The 16,957-nt window shown below is 68.5% G+C and carries 18 protein-coding genes; 13 read left to right on the top strand and 5 right to left on the bottom strand.

Going from position 1 to position 16,957, the window contains the following annotated elements:
* Positions 1-2: 2 nt before the first annotated feature.
* Complete coding sequence (gene pssA, locus ACFVBH_RS30785; protein WP_354988137.1) at positions 3-875, bottom strand: CDP-diacylglycerol--serine O-phosphatidyltransferase; 873 nt, start codon at positions 873-875, stop codon at positions 3-5.
* Positions 875-1,591 (bottom strand): phosphatidylserine decarboxylase, encoded by a 717-nt coding sequence (locus tag ACFVBH_RS30780; protein ID WP_379007814.1) that lies wholly within the window; start codon positions 1,589-1,591, stop codon positions 875-877. The genes pssA and ACFVBH_RS30780 overlap by 1 nt, the downstream gene beginning before the upstream one ends.
* Before the next feature lie 280 nt (positions 1,592-1,871).
* On the opposite strand from ACFVBH_RS30780, the gene ACFVBH_RS30775 reads away from it, so the two are divergent.
* Complete coding sequence (locus ACFVBH_RS30775) at positions 1,872-2,900, top strand: beta-ketoacyl-ACP synthase III (RefSeq protein WP_379006998.1); 1,029 nt, start codon at positions 1,872-1,874, stop codon at positions 2,898-2,900.
* A 19-nt stretch (positions 2,901-2,919) separates the two neighbouring features.
* Here the strand turns inward: ACFVBH_RS30775 and ACFVBH_RS30770 are convergent, their stop codons facing one another.
* Complete coding sequence (locus tag ACFVBH_RS30770) at positions 2,920-3,615, bottom strand: SIMPL domain-containing protein (RefSeq protein ID WP_354988139.1); 696 nt, start codon at positions 3,613-3,615, stop codon at positions 2,920-2,922.
* Between the two features lie 67 nt (positions 3,616-3,682).
* Positions 3,683-4,132 (bottom strand): SRPBCC family protein, encoded by a 450-nt coding sequence (locus tag ACFVBH_RS30765; RefSeq protein WP_379006996.1) that lies wholly within the window; start codon positions 4,130-4,132, stop codon positions 3,683-3,685.
* Positions 4,133-4,375: 243 nt separating this feature from the next.
* Here ACFVBH_RS30765 and ACFVBH_RS30760 point away from each other — a divergent pair, with 243 nt between their 5' ends.
* The 12 genes from ACFVBH_RS30760 (at position 4,376) to ACFVBH_RS30705 (ending at position 16,158) form a co-directional block, all read left to right on the top strand.
* Positions 4,376-4,564 (top strand): hypothetical protein, encoded by a 189-nt coding sequence (locus tag ACFVBH_RS30760; protein ID WP_354988141.1) that lies wholly within the window; start codon positions 4,376-4,378, stop codon positions 4,562-4,564.
* A gap of 54 nt (positions 4,565-4,618) precedes the next feature.
* The gene (locus ACFVBH_RS30755; protein ID WP_354988142.1) at positions 4,619-6,292 is read left to right on the top strand and encodes an FAD-dependent oxidoreductase; all 1,674 of its coding nucleotides are present in this window, start codon (positions 4,619-4,621) and stop codon (positions 6,290-6,292) included.
* A 7-nt stretch (positions 6,293-6,299) separates the two neighbouring features.
* Positions 6,300-7,766, top strand: coding sequence for an ATP-binding protein (locus ACFVBH_RS30750; protein WP_354988143.1), 1,467 nt, complete (start codon positions 6,300-6,302; stop codon positions 7,764-7,766).
* A complete protein-coding gene (locus ACFVBH_RS30745; RefSeq protein WP_354988144.1) occupies positions 7,766-8,119 on the top strand; it encodes a UBP-type zinc finger domain-containing protein in 354 nt (117 codons plus the stop codon). Before ACFVBH_RS30750 ends, ACFVBH_RS30745 begins: the two co-directional genes overlap by 1 nt.
* A gap of 193 nt (positions 8,120-8,312) precedes the next feature.
* Complete coding sequence (locus ACFVBH_RS30740; protein WP_354988145.1) at positions 8,313-8,747, top strand: hypothetical protein; 435 nt, start codon at positions 8,313-8,315, stop codon at positions 8,745-8,747.
* Positions 8,748-9,154: 407 nt separating this feature from the next.
* The gene (locus ACFVBH_RS30735; protein WP_379006994.1) at positions 9,155-10,036 is read left to right on the top strand and encodes an RNA polymerase sigma-70 factor; all 882 of its coding nucleotides are present in this window, start codon (positions 9,155-9,157) and stop codon (positions 10,034-10,036) included.
* A gap of 202 nt (positions 10,037-10,238) precedes the next feature.
* Positions 10,239-11,324 (top strand): NAD(P)/FAD-dependent oxidoreductase, encoded by a 1,086-nt coding sequence (locus ACFVBH_RS30730; RefSeq protein WP_379006992.1) that lies wholly within the window; start codon positions 10,239-10,241, stop codon positions 11,322-11,324.
* Between the two features lie 99 nt (positions 11,325-11,423).
* Positions 11,424-12,161 carry a Clp protease N-terminal domain-containing protein gene (locus ACFVBH_RS30725; protein ID WP_379006989.1) on the top strand — a complete coding sequence of 246 codons (738 nt, stop codon included), beginning with the start codon at positions 11,424-11,426 and terminating at the stop codon, positions 12,159-12,161.
* 55 nt (positions 12,162-12,216) lie between these two features.
* Positions 12,217-12,516, top strand: a complete 300-nt coding sequence (locus ACFVBH_RS30720) for a hypothetical protein (protein ID WP_354988149.1) — start codon at positions 12,217-12,219, stop codon at positions 12,514-12,516.
* 268 nt (positions 12,517-12,784) lie between these two features.
* A complete protein-coding gene (gene groL / locus ACFVBH_RS30715) occupies positions 12,785-14,407 on the top strand; it encodes a chaperonin GroEL (RefSeq protein ID WP_354988150.1) in 1,623 nt (540 codons plus the stop codon).
* A gap of 267 nt (positions 14,408-14,674) precedes the next feature.
* Complete coding sequence (locus tag ACFVBH_RS30710) at positions 14,675-15,103, top strand: DUF4189 domain-containing protein (RefSeq protein WP_354988151.1); 429 nt, start codon at positions 14,675-14,677, stop codon at positions 15,101-15,103.
* Between the two features lie 140 nt (positions 15,104-15,243).
* On the top strand, positions 15,244-16,158 hold the full coding sequence (locus tag ACFVBH_RS30705) for a hypothetical protein (RefSeq protein ID WP_379006984.1): 915 nt from the start codon (positions 15,244-15,246) through the stop codon (positions 16,156-16,158).
* A 107-nt stretch (positions 16,159-16,265) separates the two neighbouring features.
* Here ACFVBH_RS30705 and ACFVBH_RS30700 read toward each other — a convergent pair whose 3' ends face one another.
* On the bottom strand, positions 16,266-16,547 hold the full coding sequence (locus ACFVBH_RS30700; RefSeq protein ID WP_354988153.1) for a hypothetical protein: 282 nt from the start codon (positions 16,545-16,547) through the stop codon (positions 16,266-16,268).
* Positions 16,548-16,957: the final 410 nt, after the last annotated feature.

The raw sequence follows: 16,957 nt of genomic DNA, 5'->3' as shown, positions 1-16,957 counted from the left end.
GACTACAACTTTCCGCCGGGGCGGCGCAGGCGCAGGCGCGCCGAGGACATGCTCGCGATCGGGCGGCGGCGCTGTGCCCGGCGCTGCGCGCGGCGTTCGGCGGGCTTGTGATCCCAGGTCTCCGGGCGCGCGGCCACCCAGCGGGCGGAGTGCACGGCGAACGGGATGTGCCCGAGGTACAGCACCACCAGCGCCATCATCAGGATCAGCGGGTAGGTCACCAGCAGCGCGGCGGCCAGGGCCACCAGCACCAGCAGCAGCGGCGCGGTGCGCGGAGCCACCGACACCGACTTGATCGCCAGCGTCGGCAGCGTGCTCACGCACAGCAGGCCGGTCAGCACGACCCAGACCGCGACCACCGGGAAGCTGTCCCACCAGCCGTCGCCGAACTGCACCGACAGCGCGATGGGCAGCAGCGCGATCAGCGCGCCCGCGGGGGCGGGCACACCGACGAAATACTCCCGCTGCCAATCGGGCCGGGAGTCGTCGTCCATCAGGGTGTTGAACCGGGCCAGGCGCAGCACCATGCAGACCGCGAACATGAGCGCGACGATCCAGCCGACGCTGTCGGCCTCGAGGAAGGCCACGTACAGCACCAGCGCGGGCGCGACGCCGAAGGCGATCGCGTCGGACAGCGAGTCCAGCTCCGCGCCCATCTTGGTGGTCGCGTCGAGCATGCGGGCGATGCGGCCGTCCAGCATGTCGAAGATCGCGGCCGCGCCGATCAGCGCCAGCGCGAACGCGAGGTTGTTCTCCATGGCGAACTTGACCGCGGACAGTCCCGAGCAGAGCCCGAGAATGGTCACCATGCTCGGGAGCAGGCGCACGGTGCGATTGCGGCGGCGCTCGATCGGCGCAGGCGCGAGTTGTTCCATCACGAAACCAGTTCGGCCAGCACCGTTTCCGCGCCGATGGTCCGCTGTCCCGGCACCACCAGCAGTTTCGTACCGGCCGGGAAGTAGGTGTCCACGCGCGAACCGAACCGGATGAGACCGTAGGTGTCGCCGATGGTGAGCTTGTCGCCGACCTTGGGCTCGCAGATGATGCGCCGCGCCAGCAGACCGGCGATCTGGATGACCGCCAGGCGCTGACCGCCCTCGGTCACCAGCACCAGGCTGTTGCGCTCGTTGGCATCGCTGGCCTCGGGCAGGTCCGCCGAGAGGAACTGGCCCTTCTTGTAGACGATGTTCTCCACGCTGCCGGCGATGGGCGCGCGCTGCACGTGCACATCGAGCACGGACAGGAAGATGCTCACCCGGGGCAGCGGCTGATCACCGAGGTTCAATTCCGCGGGGGGAACGGCCGTGTCGACCAGTGCGACCTCGCCGTCGGCGGGCGCGACCACGACACCGGGCCGGTTCGGCGGAACACGATGCGGGTGCCGGAAGAACGTGGCGGTCGCGGCGGCGGCGAACAGACCCGTGCGGCGCACCCACTTACGCCGGAAACCCAGCACGGCTACCGCCAGCGGGGCCGCCACGAAGGGCAGACCGGCCGGGTGCAGCGGCGGGATGGCGTGGCGGACGAGATCGGCGACATGGCCGAGTCCGGTGGTTTCGGGAGTGCCGGGCGGGGTGGGACGGCGGGCCACAAGCTCCTCTTTCATGCGCGGGTAGGTGCGGAAAGCACCGCGCTCACACACTACGTGAAGGTGGTCCACCACTCGTGTCCTCCGTGGGCGATCGGGGGGTGACCGGGGCAGCTCCTAGTCCGAATTGTGATCGAACCCACACCCATGAGAGTCTTTCACGATTAATATGAGGGAGCCTCATGTCTGCGGTTTCAGTTACGCGCCGGCTGTGTACGGCGTTCCGCACGGGTGGGGGCCCGATGAAGGTCATGATCGACCCGCAGTACATAGGAGAAGCACCATGGCTGCTCGAATTGCCTCGATCAGCGGGGTAGAGCACACCGCGATACTCGGCCTCGGCGTCTACCGCCCGGCCCGGGTGGTGACCAACGAAGAGGTCGCCGGACCGATCGACTCCAGCGACGAATGGATCCGGACGCGCTCCGGCATCCGCACCCGCCGCTTCGCGTCCGCGGACGAGACGATCATCAGCATGAGCAGCGCGGCCGCCCGCGATGCCATCGAAGCCGCCGAGATAGCGGCCGGGGAGATCGACGCCGTCATCGTCGCCACCTCGACCTGGCTGCTGCTCACCCCGGCCGCCGCGCCGCAGATCGCCACCGAGCTGGGACTCGAGGCCGCCGCGGCCTTCGACATCTCCGCGGGCTGCGCCGGCTTCTGCCACGCGCTGGCGGTGGCCTCGGATCTGGTCAAGGGCGGCACCGCGCGCAACGTGCTGGTCATCGGCGTCGAAAGGCTGACCGACGCTGTCAATCCGGCCGATCGCAGCACCGCGTTCCTGTTCGCCGACGGCGCCGGCGCGGTCGTGGTCGGCGCCTCCGACGAACCGGGCATCGGCCCGACCGTCTGGGGTTCGGACGGCACCCAGCATCACGCCATCCGCCAGACCAAGGACTGGATGGAATTCTTCCGCGAGATCGACGAGCAGGGCCTCGACGCCGTGCGCCCGTATCTCGCCATGGAGGGCACGGCCGTATTCCGCTGGGCCGCGCACTCTTTGGAGAAGGTGTGCCGCGACGCCATCGAGCGGGCGGGCCTGACGCCGGACGATCTGGACGCGATGGTCCCGCACCAGGCCAACGGCCGGATCATCGAGATCATGGCCCGGGTGCTGAAACTGCCCGAGCACTGCGCGCTGGCCAACGACATCGAGGAGACCGGCAACACCTCGGCCGCCTCGGTTCCGCTGGCCATGGAAGCGCTGCTGCGCAACGGCGACGCCAAACCCGGAGGCACCGCCCTGCTCATCGCCTTCGGCGCGGGCCTGTCCTACGCGGCGCAGGTCGTGACGATGCCGAACTGGAAGTAGCGCTTGCCCTTTCGCGGGGTCAGCCGAGGTCCCAGACGACGGTGACGGTGAACGTCACCGTCTGCTGGCCCGGTTCCAGACTGAAACCCGAGGCGGAGGGCGCGGCATCGCGCATGACCGGGAAGTCGCCGCCCGAGCCGCCCTCGTTGATGGTCCGGACGTCCTTCAGCTTCGCGCCGGCCAGGTCCGCGTACTGCTGGGCGCGGGATTTGGCGTCGTCGAAGGCGCGGGCGCGGGCATCGGACAGCAGTTTGGTGTTGTCCTCCAGGCCGAAGGCCACCGAGCTGATGCGGGTGTCGTTGCCGCCGGCCTTGACCGCCGCGTCCAGGATCGCTGACGCCTTGGGTAGATCCCGGACCGCGATGTGCACGTTGTTGGTGGCCTTGTAGCCGGTGATGGTCCGGCCCTCCGGGCCGTAGGTGGGTTGCACCGACAGCTCGCTGGTCTGAATGTCCTCTTTCTTGGCCCCGGCGGTGACCATGGCCGCGCTCATGGCGGCGGCCTTGGCGTTCACCCCGTCCACGGCGCTGGACACATCGGCCGCGGACACCTCGGCCCCGAGATCGGCGTTGAGCACATCGGGCACGCCCTGCACCTTGCCGTTCCCGACCACGGTGACCGTGCGATCACCGTCGGAACCCGAACTGCCACAGCCGGTCAACACCAGCGCGAGACCGGTGGCCGCGCCGCAGATACCCAGAAGTCGTCGTCGCATGAGGCCGAACCTAGGGCACCCGGACCCGGCCGGTCGGGAAAACACACGCGGCCGGGCGCATCGAGAACTACTTCTCGACCGACTTCTTGATCTTGCCGAGGGTTTCGTTCATGCCCGAGACCAGGGCCGCCTCGAACGACGCTTCACCGCCGAGGGCGGTGTCGATGACCTTGCGGACGATCCAGGTGACGCCATTGGGCACGTCGCGGCGCTGGGTCACGCGGGTGCCCTCGGCGGTGGGCTCGAGGGTGTAGCTCCAGATCGTGCGGTTCTCGGTCATGCGGAACGCCAGCGCCCGATTCGGCTCGAAGCGCACGATGCGCGAGGTGGTCGGCCACACCTTGGCGCCGTCCTTGTTCAGGTTGACGGTCCAGGTGCCGGTCTTGACCTTGCCCAGCGGCTGCATCCGAATGCACTGCGGGCTGAACTCGGGCATCCGCTTCAGATCCGAGATGACGCTCCACACCTGCTCGGGCGTTGCCGCGATATCGATGGTGGCTTCCAACTTGTTCGGCAACGCTGCCTCCGAGAGTGTGACGATCAGTACCGCTCATCCTAGTTCGGCCGATGTGGCACGCGGCAATCGAACAGGTTTCGAACAAGATCGCGGATTCGAACAGCGATCCGAACACTGAAGATCAAGTGCATTACATTCCGGTGCTGCCGATCTGCCGAATGTAATGGCCGGAGCAGAATGTCGGATAGACCTGAATACAGACCACAGCCACCTGCTTCCGACGGAAACGTGAGGTGATCGGCCGTGAAACTGCGCTCGCTCCTGCACCGCAAGACCAAGACGGTCCCGATCCTCCCCGCCGAAGCCCGCGCCGGCGCCCCGCAGCGCCACGGCCGCCTGGGCCGTTCCAAGACCAACGGGGCCCTCGAGGAACAGCTGGAACGTCTACTCACCCCGAGCGAGCTCGATATTGTTCAACACCATCGCATCTGAGCCGGTGGCGGCGTCGCGACCGGCCAATTTGCCACCCCGCCGCATAATCGTTAGGTGACCTCACCAGCTGCCGCCAAACCGGCCATCCTCAGCGTGGACGACGATCCGGGCGTTTCCCGGGCCGTGGTTCGCGATCTGCGCCGCCGCTACGGCGCCGACTATCGCATCCTGCGCGCGGAATCCGGCGCCGATGCCCTCGAGGTACTGCGGGAACTGAAACTGCGCGGCCAGCCGGTCGCGGTATTGATCGCCGACTACCGGATGCCGAACATGAACGGCGTCGAATTCCTCGAGCAGGCCATGGACCTGCACCCCTACGCCCGGCGCGTGCTGCTGACCGCCTACGCGGACACCGACGCGGCCATCGAGGCCATCAATGTCGTCGACCTCGATCACTACCTGCTCAAGCCGTGGGATCCGCCGGAGGAGAAGCTCTACCCGGTCATCGACGCCCTGCTCGAGGCGTGGCGCGGGGACGAGCACCGGCCGGTCACCGAAACCAAGGTCGTGGGCCATCGCTGGTCCGCCCGCTGCTCGCAGGTCCGGGAGTTCCTGGCCCGCAACCAATTGCCGTATCGCTGGTACCAGGTCGACGAGCCCGAGGGCGCGCGCCTGCTCGCCGCCGCGGACGCCACCGAGGATCAGTGCCCGCTCATCATCAACTCCGACGGCAAGGTCCTGGCGATGCCGTCGGACTCGGAACTGGCCGCCGCGGTCGGGCTGAACATCGATCCTTCCGGCGACTTCTACGACCTCATCGTGGTCGGCGGCGGACCGGCCGGGCTGGGCGCCGCGCTGTACGGCGCCTCCGAGGGCCTGCGCACGGTGCTGGTTGAGCGCACCGCGACCGGCGGTCAAGCCGGTCAGAGCTCGCGCATCGAGAACTACCTCGGCTTCCCGGACGGCGTCTCCGGCGCGCAGCTGGCCGACCGTGCCAGGCGGCAGGCGGTGAAATTCGGCGCCGAGCTCATCACCGCACGCGAAGTCGTCTCGCTGGAGGCGTGCGGTTCGGCGCGCGTGGTGAAGTTCGCCGACGGCGGCAGCATCGCCGCGCACAGCGTGCTCATCGCCACCGGCGTGAACTACCGGCATCATCCGGCGCCCGGTGTGGACGAATTCACCGGTCGCGGCGTCTATTACGGCTCGGCCATGACCGCGGCGTCGGACTGCGCGGACAAGGACGTCTACATCGTCGGCGGCGCGAACTCCGCGGGACAGGCGGCGGTGTACCTGTCCCGGCACGCGCGCACGGTGCACATTCTGGTGCGGGCGGAATCGCTGGTGGATTCGATGTCGCACTACCTGATCCAGCAGATCGAGCAGATCCCCAACATCAAACTGCGCGCCCGGACCGAGGTGGTCTCCGCGCACGGCGACGATCACCTCGAGCACCTGGTGGTGCGGGACAACGCGTCCGGGGCCGAGGAGAAGGTGGACGCGGAACGGCTGTTCCTGTTCATCGGCGCGGCCCCGGAAACGGACTGGCTCGACGGCGTGGTCTTCCGCGACGACAAGGGCTACGTGCTCGCCGGCCCCGACCTCATGGTCGACGGCGCGCGCCCGGCGGGCTGGGAGCTGCCGCGCCCGCCGCACCATCTGGAATCCAGCGTGCCCGGGGTCTTCGTGGCGGGCGACGTCCGCTCGGAATCGGCCAAGCGGGTGGCCTCGGCCGTGGGTGAAGGCGCGATGGCCGTCATGCTGGTCCACCGCTACCTGGCGAAACAGTAGGAGTGCCGTGGGAACGAATCTGATCTGCGATCCGAACGAACTACGCGAACTGTTCCTGTTCGAGAAGCTGAACGACGAACAGCTGGCATGGCTGTGCCGGGACGGCCGGGTCGAGCGCTTCGAACCGGGTCTGGTCTTCCGCGAGGGTGATCCGGGCACCTGTTTCTACGTGCTAATGGACGGTGAGGTCCGGCTGACCAAGATGTCGGGCGGAGAGGAGATCGAACTCGTTCGCACCGACCACCGCGGCGTCTACTCGGGCGCGTGGATGGCGTACATGGGCGACAAGGTCGATCAGCACTACTCGGGCTCGTTCTACGTCACCCGGCCGTCGCGGTTCTTCGTGCTCGACGCCGGGATCTTCTCCGCCATGATGCAGGACTGGTTCCCGATGGCGGTCCACCTGCTCGAAGGAGTGTTCTTCGGCAACCGCAACGCCAATGAGCGCATCGGGCAACGGGAACGGCTGCTCGCCCTGGGCTCGCTGTCCGCGGGCCTGACCCACGAGCTGAACAACCCGGCCGCCGCCGCGGTGCGCGCCACCTCCTCGCTGCGCGAACGCGTCGCCGGGATGCGGCACAAGCTGAAGATGATGGCGCACGGCAAATTCGATTCGGCCACCCTGGAAAACCTGGTGCAGCTGCAGGAGGAGGCCGCCGCCCAGGTCGCCAAGGCCCCGATCCTGACACCGCTGGAAGCCGCCGACCGCGAGGACGAACTCGGCGACTGGCTGGAGAACCATGGCATCAGCTTCGGCTGGGACATCGCGGCCAACTTCGTGCAGGCCGGGTTCGACATCGACTGGCTGGAGAAGGTCAAGGGCACCCTGTCCGCCTGTGACGGACCGGTTTTCGAGGGCGCGATCCGCTGGCTCAACTACACGGTCGAGACCGAACTGCTCATGAACGAGATCGCCGACTCCACCACGCGGATCTCCACGCTGGTGAACGCGGCCAAGCAGTACTCGCAGATGGACCGCGCGCCGTTCCAGGTCGTGGACATCCACGAACTCCTCGACAGCACGCTGGTCATGCTGGGCCGCAAGCTCGGTGACGACATCGAGGTCGTCAAGGAGTACGACCTGGCCCTGCCGCCGGTGCCCTGCTACGCCGCCGAGCTCAATCAGGTGTGGACCAACCTGATCGACAACGCGATCGGCGCCATGGCGGGCCGCGGCACGCTGACCGTGCGCACCTACCGCGACGGCGAATGCGTCGCGGTGGAGATCGGCGACACCGGTCCCGGTGTGCCGGAGGAGATCCGGACCCGCATCTTCGAACCGTTCTTCACCACCAAACCGGTCGGCGAGGGCACGGGCCTGGGCCTGGACATCTCGTTCCGCATCGTGGTCAACAAGCATCACGGCGACATCCGGGTGCAGTCCGTGCCGGGTGACACCCGGTTCATCGTGCGACTGCCGCTGGAAGCGTCCGAGGACATGGCACCGCCGCTCACCGAAACAGGAGGTCAGTGATGTCGGAACAGATCGAGGGCATCGATACCACGGTCCCGCCCAGCGGCCCGGGGTGTGTGGAATGCGAAGCCGCGCAGGGCTGGTGGCTGCATCTGCGTCGTTGCGCGCAGTGCGGGCACGTGGGGTGCTGCGACAGCTCACCCTCGCAGCACGCGTCCAAGCACTTCAAGGACGCGGGTCACCCGTTCGCGCAGAGTTACGAGCCGGGGGAGAGCTGGTTCTACAACTACGAGAGCGGCGACATGTACGGCAACGGCCCGGATCTGGTCGCGCCGCAGCACCATCCGCTGGAGCAGAGCGTGCCCGGGCCGCGCGAGCGCGTGCCCGCGGATTGGCGGGGTCAGCTGAACTGACCCCGGGACCGGGCGCATCGGCGGCGTCGCCCGCCGCCGGCATCCGGTGCGCTCCGGTCGCTCTCGATCCCGATCGCCGGGAATTTGCGGGCTCCGAACTGCCACTGCACGAAACCTCCGGGTCCGGGTACGCTGCTGCGAGCGCCGGGCGGGTCCGGCGCGCAGACATCGCGGAGAGTTCGGAAAGCAGGGTATGAAGCGGATCTTTGTGGGTGCCCTCGCGGCGGGCGCGCTGGTACTGGGCCTATCGGCTTGCGGTTCGGACACTTCCACGGGTGCGGCGAGCACGTCCGAGAGCGCCTCGGTCACCGCCGCCGCGGCCCAGGTCACGGCCACCGCGGTCACCACCCCGGCCGCACCGCCGGTGGAGCCGCCGGCCGCCGCCCCGGTGACCACCGTGATCAAGAAGAACAGCGCGCCCAACGGCGCCCAGACAACCTGTGGCGAATTCCGTGAGCTCGACGGCGACACCGAGATCCAGGTCATCCAGCAGGTGCTGGCGGCCAATCCCGGCTCCAAGTTCGCGGGCAGCCCCAATGTCGCGCTCAGCACCGCCAAGCTCGTGTGCGGAGAAGCGAATTCGGCCGGTGCGGTGATGGCCGACGCGATCGGCGCGACCGCTCGATAATCCGGTGTTGCCGCGCGTCGGACGCCCTCGCGGGACCCGGCGCGGCACACCCCTGCTCGGCGGAGTTCCAGCTCCGGCGGGCGCTGGACCCGGCTGTGTGGCCGGTGCGCGAAGCGCTGCCGGCACATCGCCGGACCACCGAGAAGACGGCTCGGCAGTCGCATATTCCCGGCCCCGCTGCCCAGCGTCGCGTGTCCACCCGGCGCACCGCACGTGCGCTTTTCCGACCGGCGCGATGATCCAACGGCGCGGCGCGACAGCCGAATCCGGCGGAGCCGTTGGTGGCCCGTTGGTGCGTGGTTGGCGGCGCGGGCCACCGTGTGCAGGTGTGGATGGTCACCGGAACCCGGGCTCGGCGCAGGCGTATCGTCCCCGAACGACCGCGTAGCGCGAGGAGGGGCGGGCAGATGGATGCCGAGGGGCTGGCCGAATTCGAACGACATCGGCCGCGCCTGTTCGCGCTGGGCTATCGCATGCTCGGGTCGGCGAGCGAGGCCGAGGACGCGGTGCAGGAGACCTACCTGCGCTGGGACGCGAGTCAGCGTGGCGACATCCGTTCCGCCGAAGCGTGGTTGACCACCATCCTGGTCAATCTGTGCCGTACCTGGTTGGATTCGGCGCGTGCCCGCCGCGAGACCTACGTCGGCCCGTGGCTGCCCGAACCCGTCGCGACCCCCAACGGCCAACTGGGCCCGCTGGAGTCGGCCGAACAGCGGGAGCTGGTCTCGCTGGCGATGCTGACCCTGATGGAACGCCTGACCCCCGCCGAGCGCGCGGTCTTCGTCCTGCGCGAGGCCTTCGGGTACGCCCACCGCGAGATCGCCGACATGCTGGACCTCACCGAATCCAATTCCCAGCAGCTCTATCGCCGCGCGGCACAGCACGTCCGGCAGGAGCGCCCCCGATTCGAGCCCGCGCCCGAGCAGGCCCGCGCGCTGTTCGAGAAGTTCCTGATCGCCGCGCAGGCCGGGGACGTGGAATCGCTCGGCGCGTTGTTCGCGGCCGACATCACCTCGGTCGCCGACGGCGGCGACAAGGTCAACGCCGCCCGCCGCACGGTCGTCGGCTCCGACCGCGTCGCCCGCTACCTGGTCGGCCTGTTCCGGTTCTCGGTTCCGGGCCTGCGCGTCGACATCGAGAACGTCAACGGCACACCGGCCCTGGTCGCCCGCGCGCCCGGGGTCGTGCTGCTGGTGCTCGCCGCCGAGTTCGCCCCCGACCACTTCGCGTCGCTGCGCCTGGTCGTGAACCCCGACAAACTCGCGTACTTCACCCGGACCGATCAATAGGCAACCGGCGCGCCCCCGGCCTGACGGTTCGATCGGAACGGGCATCGGTCGGCGGTCGGCCTCGCGGGAACCAACGCGGTCCCGCCGCCGCATCGTGCGGTCGGGGCGGGCCGGTCGGCGTGACGCAGCACACGGCCCGGGTTGTCAGGGATCGCGGGGCTGTCCCGTCTGAGTGGTATCGGACCAGCGAAAGGGGTCGGCCATGACCGGGGAACATCGGATTGTCGTCTTGGGTGCGGGATACGCGGGGCTGGCGGCGGCGCGGCAGGCCGCGCGGGCGAAAGGCGTGCGGGTCACCGTGATCGACGCCCGGGCCGAGCTCGTGGAGCGCGTGCGGCTGCACCAGGTGCTGGCGGGGCAGCAGGTGCCGCGCTGGAACCTTCGAGAACTGCTGGAGCCCAAGGGAATCGAGTTCACACAGGCACGGGCGACCCGGATCGACCCGGAGGCGAAACGGGTGGAACTGGCCGATGCCGAACCGGTGCCCTACGACTCGCTCGTCTACGCGCTGGGGAGCGTGGCCGACACCGGCGGCGTGCCGGGCCTCGCGGCGCACGCCCACACGGTGGCGACGCCCGAGGATGTGCGGCGGGCGCCGGAGCTGTCCGGCCGTGTCGCGGTGGTGGGCGGCGGCTCCACCGGCATCGAGGTCGCGACCGAACTCGCCGAATCCCGGCCGGACCTCGAGGTGCTGCTGATCAGCGCCGACGAGCCCGGGGCCTGGCTCTCGGCCAAGGCGCGCGGGCACATCGGGGCGGTGCTCGACCGGCTCGGGGTGCGCGTGCACGCCGGGGCGAAGGTGGCCGCGGTGACACCGACCGGCCTCGACCTGGTCGACGGCGCGCACGTGCCCGCCGACACGGTCCTGTGGACCGCCGGTTTCGCGGTCCCCGACGTGGCCGCCCGCTCCGGTCTGGCGGTGGACGCGCGGGGCCGCGTCCTCGTCGGCGACGACCTGCGCGCCGTGGCGCACCCGGACATCTACGCGGTCGGCGACGCCGCCGTCGTCACGGGTCCGGGCGAGCGCGAGCTGCGCATGGCCTGCGCCACCGCGCTGCCCGCGGGCAAGTACGCGGCCACGGCCATCACCGCGCGCCTGCGTGGGAAAGAGCCCGCCGCACGGCAATTCCGCTACTACTTCCAGTGCCTGAGCCTGGGCCGGCGCGACGCGGTCATCCAGTTCCTGAACCCCGACGACACCCCCACCGCCCGCGCGGTCACCGGGCGGCCGGCGGTCTGGTTCAAGGAGGGCATCGTGCGCGGCGCGGGCTGGGCGGCTCGTCCCTGACGGGCGGCGCGGACGGCCCCCACGGGCAGGACCGGAAAATTTTCGATCGTCGTCAACTAAGGGTTGACCATTGAGAGATGGTCAACCTACAGTTGACGCATGACGAATCCTTTCCGCCTCGACGATCTGATCGACGGCATCAAGAAGGCCCGCCCCGACAACGCCCTGGACCAGCTCTCGGACGCCGTGGTCGTGGCCAATCACCTCGGTGAACTCGCCGACCACCTGATCGGCCATTTCGTCGACCAGGCCCGGCGCTCCGGCGCGTCCTGGACCGACATCGGCGGCAGCATGGGCGTCACCAAACAGGCCGCCCAGAAGCGTTTCGTACCCAAGGGCCCGGGTGACGCCGCCGAGGCCGCCGCCCTCGACCCGCAGGCGGGCTTCGCCCGCTTCACCCCGCGCGCCCGGCACGTGGTGGTGGCCGCGCAGGAGGAGGCGCGCGACGCGAGCAATGCCGAGATCACTCCCGAGCACCTGATCCTGGGTCTGCTGAAGGAGCCGGAATCGCTTGCGGTGCAGATCATCATCGCCAAGGGCATCAGCATCGACGCGGTGCGCCGGGTCGCCACCGCCGCGCTGCCCGCCGCCGCGGACAAGATCGCGGCGTTGATTCCCTTCGACTCTCAGGCGAAGAAGACCCTCGAGCTGACCTTCCGCGAGGCACTTCGGCTGGGCCACAACTACGTCGGCACCGAACATCTGCTGCTGGCGCTGCTCGACGTGGAGGACGGGACCGGCGTGCTGTCCGGGCTCGGCCTGGACAAGGACTCGGTGTCCGCGGACGTCGAGGCGCTGCTGTCCTCGATCACCGGGGGCGTGCCGGAAGTGAAATAGCAGTTGCGGGGGCAGCCTCACGTGACTCCTGGGGCGCGCCCGATAGGATATCCGTATGGCGGACGACGAAGGTTCCGACCTGGTTGCGGGGGAAACGCGCGCGGATCTGCTGCGCGCGCTCTCCTATGTCTCCACCGAGGACACGCCGGACGGCGGCTACATAGTGAACGGTGACCTGCCACCCGATGTCGCACCGGCCTTCATTCGCGCGATCATGCGAATCGAGGCCGAACTCCTGCTCAATGACGCCGAGCTCGTCGACGTCGAGCAGGGGGAACCGCGAACGCCGGAGGAACGTCGCACGGATGCTCTGATAGCGCTGCTCCTGCGGGTCGACGACCGCTTGGTCAGGTAGAGACACGGACCGCGCCCTCCGGGGCCGGGCCGCCGGGTCTGTTTCGGGGTTCGGGGGTGGCCCCCTGCTATCCCGGTTAGGTTGGAGCGAGACCTCGTTTCGCGCTGCCCCGACCTTGCACTCCCCGGGGGAGAGTGCTAGAAATGGCTTTGGCACTCCCGACCTGTGAGTGCTAGGTCGGGACGGTGAGGCCCCTTGTGGTCGTCCGTCGCGGGCACCGAGCCTGGCCAGATCGTGTCAATCCCCTGATCTGGAGGATCTCAACGCAATGGCCAAGACAATTGCGTACGACGAAGAGGCTCGCCGCGGTCTCGAGCGGGGTCTGAACGCCCTGGCCGACGCTGTCAAGGTGACGCTGGGCCCCAAGGGCCGCAACGTCGTGCTGGAGAAGAAGTGGGGCGCCCCCACCATCACCAACGATGGTGTCTCCATCGCCAAGGAAATCGAGCTCGAGGATCCGTACGAGAAGATCGGCGCGGAGCTCGTCAAGGAAGTTGCCAAGAAGACGGATGACGTCGCTGGCGACGGCACCACCACCGCCACCGTGCTCGCCCAGGCGCTGGTGCGCGAGGGCCTGCGCAACGTCGCGGCCGGCGCGAACCCGCTGGGCCTGAAGCGCGGCATCGAGAAGGCCGTCGCGGCCATCACCGCGCGCCTGCTGGAGACCGCCAAGGAGGTCGAGACCAAGGAGCAGATCGCTGCTACCGCGGGCATCTCGGCCGGCGACTCGTCCATCGGTGATCTGATCGCCGAGGCCATGGACAAGGTCGGCAAGGAAGGCGTCATCACCGTCGAGGAGAGCAACACCTTCGGTCTCCAGCTGGAGCTCACCGAGGGCATGCGCTTCGACAAGGGCTACATCTCGGGTTACTTCGTCACCGACCCGGAGCGTCAGGAAGCGACCCTCGAGGATCCGTACATCCTGCTCGTCGGCTCGAAGATCTCGACCGTCAAGGACCTGCTGCCGCTGCTGGAGAAGGTCATCCAGGCCGGCAAGCCGCTGCTGATCATCGCCGAGGACGTCGAGGGCGAAGCCCTTTCCACCCTGGTGGTCAACAAGATCCGCGGCACCTTCAAGTCCATCGCCGTCAAGGCGCCGGGCTTCGGTGACCGTCGCAAGGCCATGCTCGCCGATATCGCCATCCTCACCGGTGGCGAGGTCATCAGCGAAGAGGTCGGCCTGTCCCTGGACACCGCCGGCATCGAGCTGCTCGGCACCGCCCGCAAGGTCGTCATCACCAAGGACGAGACCACCATCGTCGAGGGCGCGGGCGACCCGGAGGCCATCAAGGGCCGCGTGGCGCAGATCCGCTCCGAGATCGAGAACTCGGACTCGGACTACGACCGTGAGAAGCTGCAGGAGCGGCTGGCCAAGCTGGCCGGCGGCGTCGCGGTCATCAAGGCCGGCGCCGCCACCGAGGTCGAGCTCAAGGAGCGCAAGCACCGCATCGAAGATGCCGTGCGTAACGCCAAGGCCGCCGTCGAAGAGGGCATCGTCGCCGGTGGTGGCGTTGCTCTCGTGCAGGCCGCCCCGGCCCTGGACGAGCTGACCCTGACCGGCGACGAGGCCACCGGTGCGAACATCGTTCGCGTCGCGCTGTCCGCGCCGCTGAAGCAGATCGCGTTCAACGCCGGCCTCGAGCCGGGCGTCGTCGCCGAGAAGGTCTCGAACCTTCCCGCCGGCCACGGCCTGAACGCCGATTCGGGCGAGTACGTCGACCTGCTGGCCGCCGGCGTTGCCGACCCGGTCAAGGTCACCCGCTCCGCCCTGCAGAACGCCGCCTCCATCGCGGCGCTGTTCCTCACCACCGAGGCCGTCGTCGCCGACAAGCCGGAGAAGGCCGCCCCCGCGGGCGACCCGACCGGCGGCATGGGCGGCATGGACTTCTGATCCCCTCGGATCGATAGTCCGCGCCGAATCGACGCGGTTCTCGCAGCACACGACCGAAGGCCGGTCCACCGAAAGGTGGGCCGGCCTTCGGCGTTGTGGTTACTCGTGAGTTGTGTTCGCCGCCAATGGAATTTGTTGTCGGTGCCCTGTGATCTGCTGCTGTCGGGGTTCGGGAACTGATTGGACAAATCGGGCATCGAATCGCCAGGATCTGTAACTGGTTTCAAAACGAAGCCAATTCGATGGGGAGTTTTCACGATGTTCGCAATGGGCAAGGTTGCCCTGGGTATGGCCGCTGTCGCGTTGACGGCGGGTGTGGTTACGGGCGCCGGGACGGCGAGCGCCGAGCCGGGGCCGGACGGGCGCTACTACGGCTCGATCGCGCTGGGGCAGTGGGACGACGGCACCGAGACCTGGGGCACCGCCTACAACTACCCCAACTGGCAGGAGTCGGATTGGGACGCGGTGAGCGAGTGCGGTTACGCGCACTGCACCGTAGAGGTTCGGTTCGTCGACGGGTGCGGCGCGATCGCGAAGAGCTCGGGTTCGAACCCCTCCTACTTCCGGGGGACCGGCGCGACCCGTTTCGATGCCGAGCGCGCGGCCCTGCAGGCTGCCTACCGGCCTTCGTCGATGAGCGCCTCGGGCGGGCCCGGCATCCTCGTCGTCTCGCAGTGCACCGACAACGTGCGCTGACCTTCCGAGTTTCACGTTCCGAAAGCCGGTTCACCGTGTGGTGGACCGGCTTTCCGCGTGGTGGCGGGCCGGATACGCGGGTACGCTCCGGCCGGACGTCGAGCCTGGGGAGTTGGCTCGAACAGAGGAGGGGAGACCTCATGACCTATCCACCGCAGGGCCCCGGCCCGGGCAATTCCGGTCCGTACGGGCAGGTCCCGCCGAACCACGGCGGACAACCGCGACCGCAGTTCCCGTCGCAATCGCCACCGCCGCAAGGGTTTTCGCCGCAGGGGCCGGGTGGTCCGCAGCAGTGGCAGGGACAGCCGGGCCCGGGCGGGCAGCCACAGCAGCCGCACGGTCAGCAGTGGGCGCCACCGCAACAGCAGCAACCTCAGTGGGGACAGCAGCCGCCGCCGAACCCGCAGGGCACGCCCGGCGGGAAGCCGCCGGTGGTGCTGATCGGCGTGGCCGCCGTCGCGGTCCTCGCGATTCTGATCGGCGTGATCGTGGTGGTAGCCGGTGGTGGCGACGACTCCGACACCACCGCGGCGAAACCCACCACGACCGCCGCGCCCGCGGCCACCACCGAGTCCTCGAAGACGACCACCACCGGGAAGTCGACCACGACCACCAGCACGAAGGCCGGCGCCGCGGTGCCGGCCGAGGTGCAGCCGATTCTCGACGCCATGCCCGCGGCGCTGCGCTCGGCGGTGGCCCCGAACTTCAACCGCACCACCAAGCCCGGCTACACCGACGACGACGCCTTCGACACCGGCGCCGATTTCAACATCGGGCAGAAGGACGCGCTCATCGCCGGTCTGACCGACGGCGCCTCCAAAGATCGTGCGGTGCTCGCGCACATCAGCACCGATCCGTCCAAGCTGCCCGCGCTGTGGCGTAAGCAGTTTCCCGATCGGCTCACCGAGCAGGGCGGCAAGTTGATCCGCTTCAACGACAAGAGCGTCAGCGGCACGATGGAGTACTTCAACCCCTCGACCAACCTGTACATCGCCGTCACCGGGTTCAAGGACAAGGCGGCGGTCATGACGTTCATCGAGCGCGCCGGGCTCTGATGTCCTGAAACGGCAACCGCCGGAACGGCATTCGCGAGGACCCTCGGTTTCCGGACCGGGGGTCCTTCGCCGTCCGGGAGTCGCGCCGGCCCGTCGAGTGCGTTCCGTCAGCGGTTGGGGTGCCGCTGGGACAGCGTGGCGGCCGCGTCTATGGGGCGGATGCCGAGCGTCGTCGCGGCCGCCGCGACGCTCGCCTGTAGTTCGGTGTCGTTCGCCCGGGCGGGGTCGTAGAGGAGTTCGACCAACTCGATCGCGGCCATCGCCTGCTCACGCGTGAAAACTTGCCCGGGCAACCAGCTCACCCGCCAGCGCGTATCGGCCGAGTCGGACAGTCGCTCCGCGAACTCGCCGACAATGCCACTCGTGATCGACGAATCGCAGACGTACACATCTCCCAGGGTGCGCGCTGCACGCGCATCGGTAAGCCCATTCGCGAGGATTGCACGATTCGCACGAACTTTTCCGGGTCCGCGGCCCGGGCGAGTGTGTCCCGCCGCCTGTTTTCGCGCGACACGCGCCTCTGACCAGCCGATTTGACTTCATTCGTAGCGACACGTAACTTTATCCAAGTCAGAGCGACACGGACACCGACCCGGAGCCCCAAGGGCCTGGGAAACGAGGTTGTACGAGGAGCGCCTGATGATCACATTAGCTCAACTGACCAGCGGATTTGGTTCTGCTGCGAGGTAGGAGCTAAGCTATGTAAGCAGCCACGGAGACCGACCGGGACAAAGAGCCCGCGAAGTTCCGTGTGCGTGTGTTCTTTGAGAACTCAATAGTGTGTCGATGAATGTCAGTG

Origin of the sequence: Nocardia sp. NPDC057668 (genome assembly GCF_042799795.1) — a bacterium.
Lineage (GTDB): Bacteria > Actinomycetota > Actinomycetes > Mycobacteriales > Mycobacteriaceae > Nocardia.
Note: the sequence above shows the minus strand (reverse complement) of the source record. Positions and strands in the feature narration are given on the sequence as shown.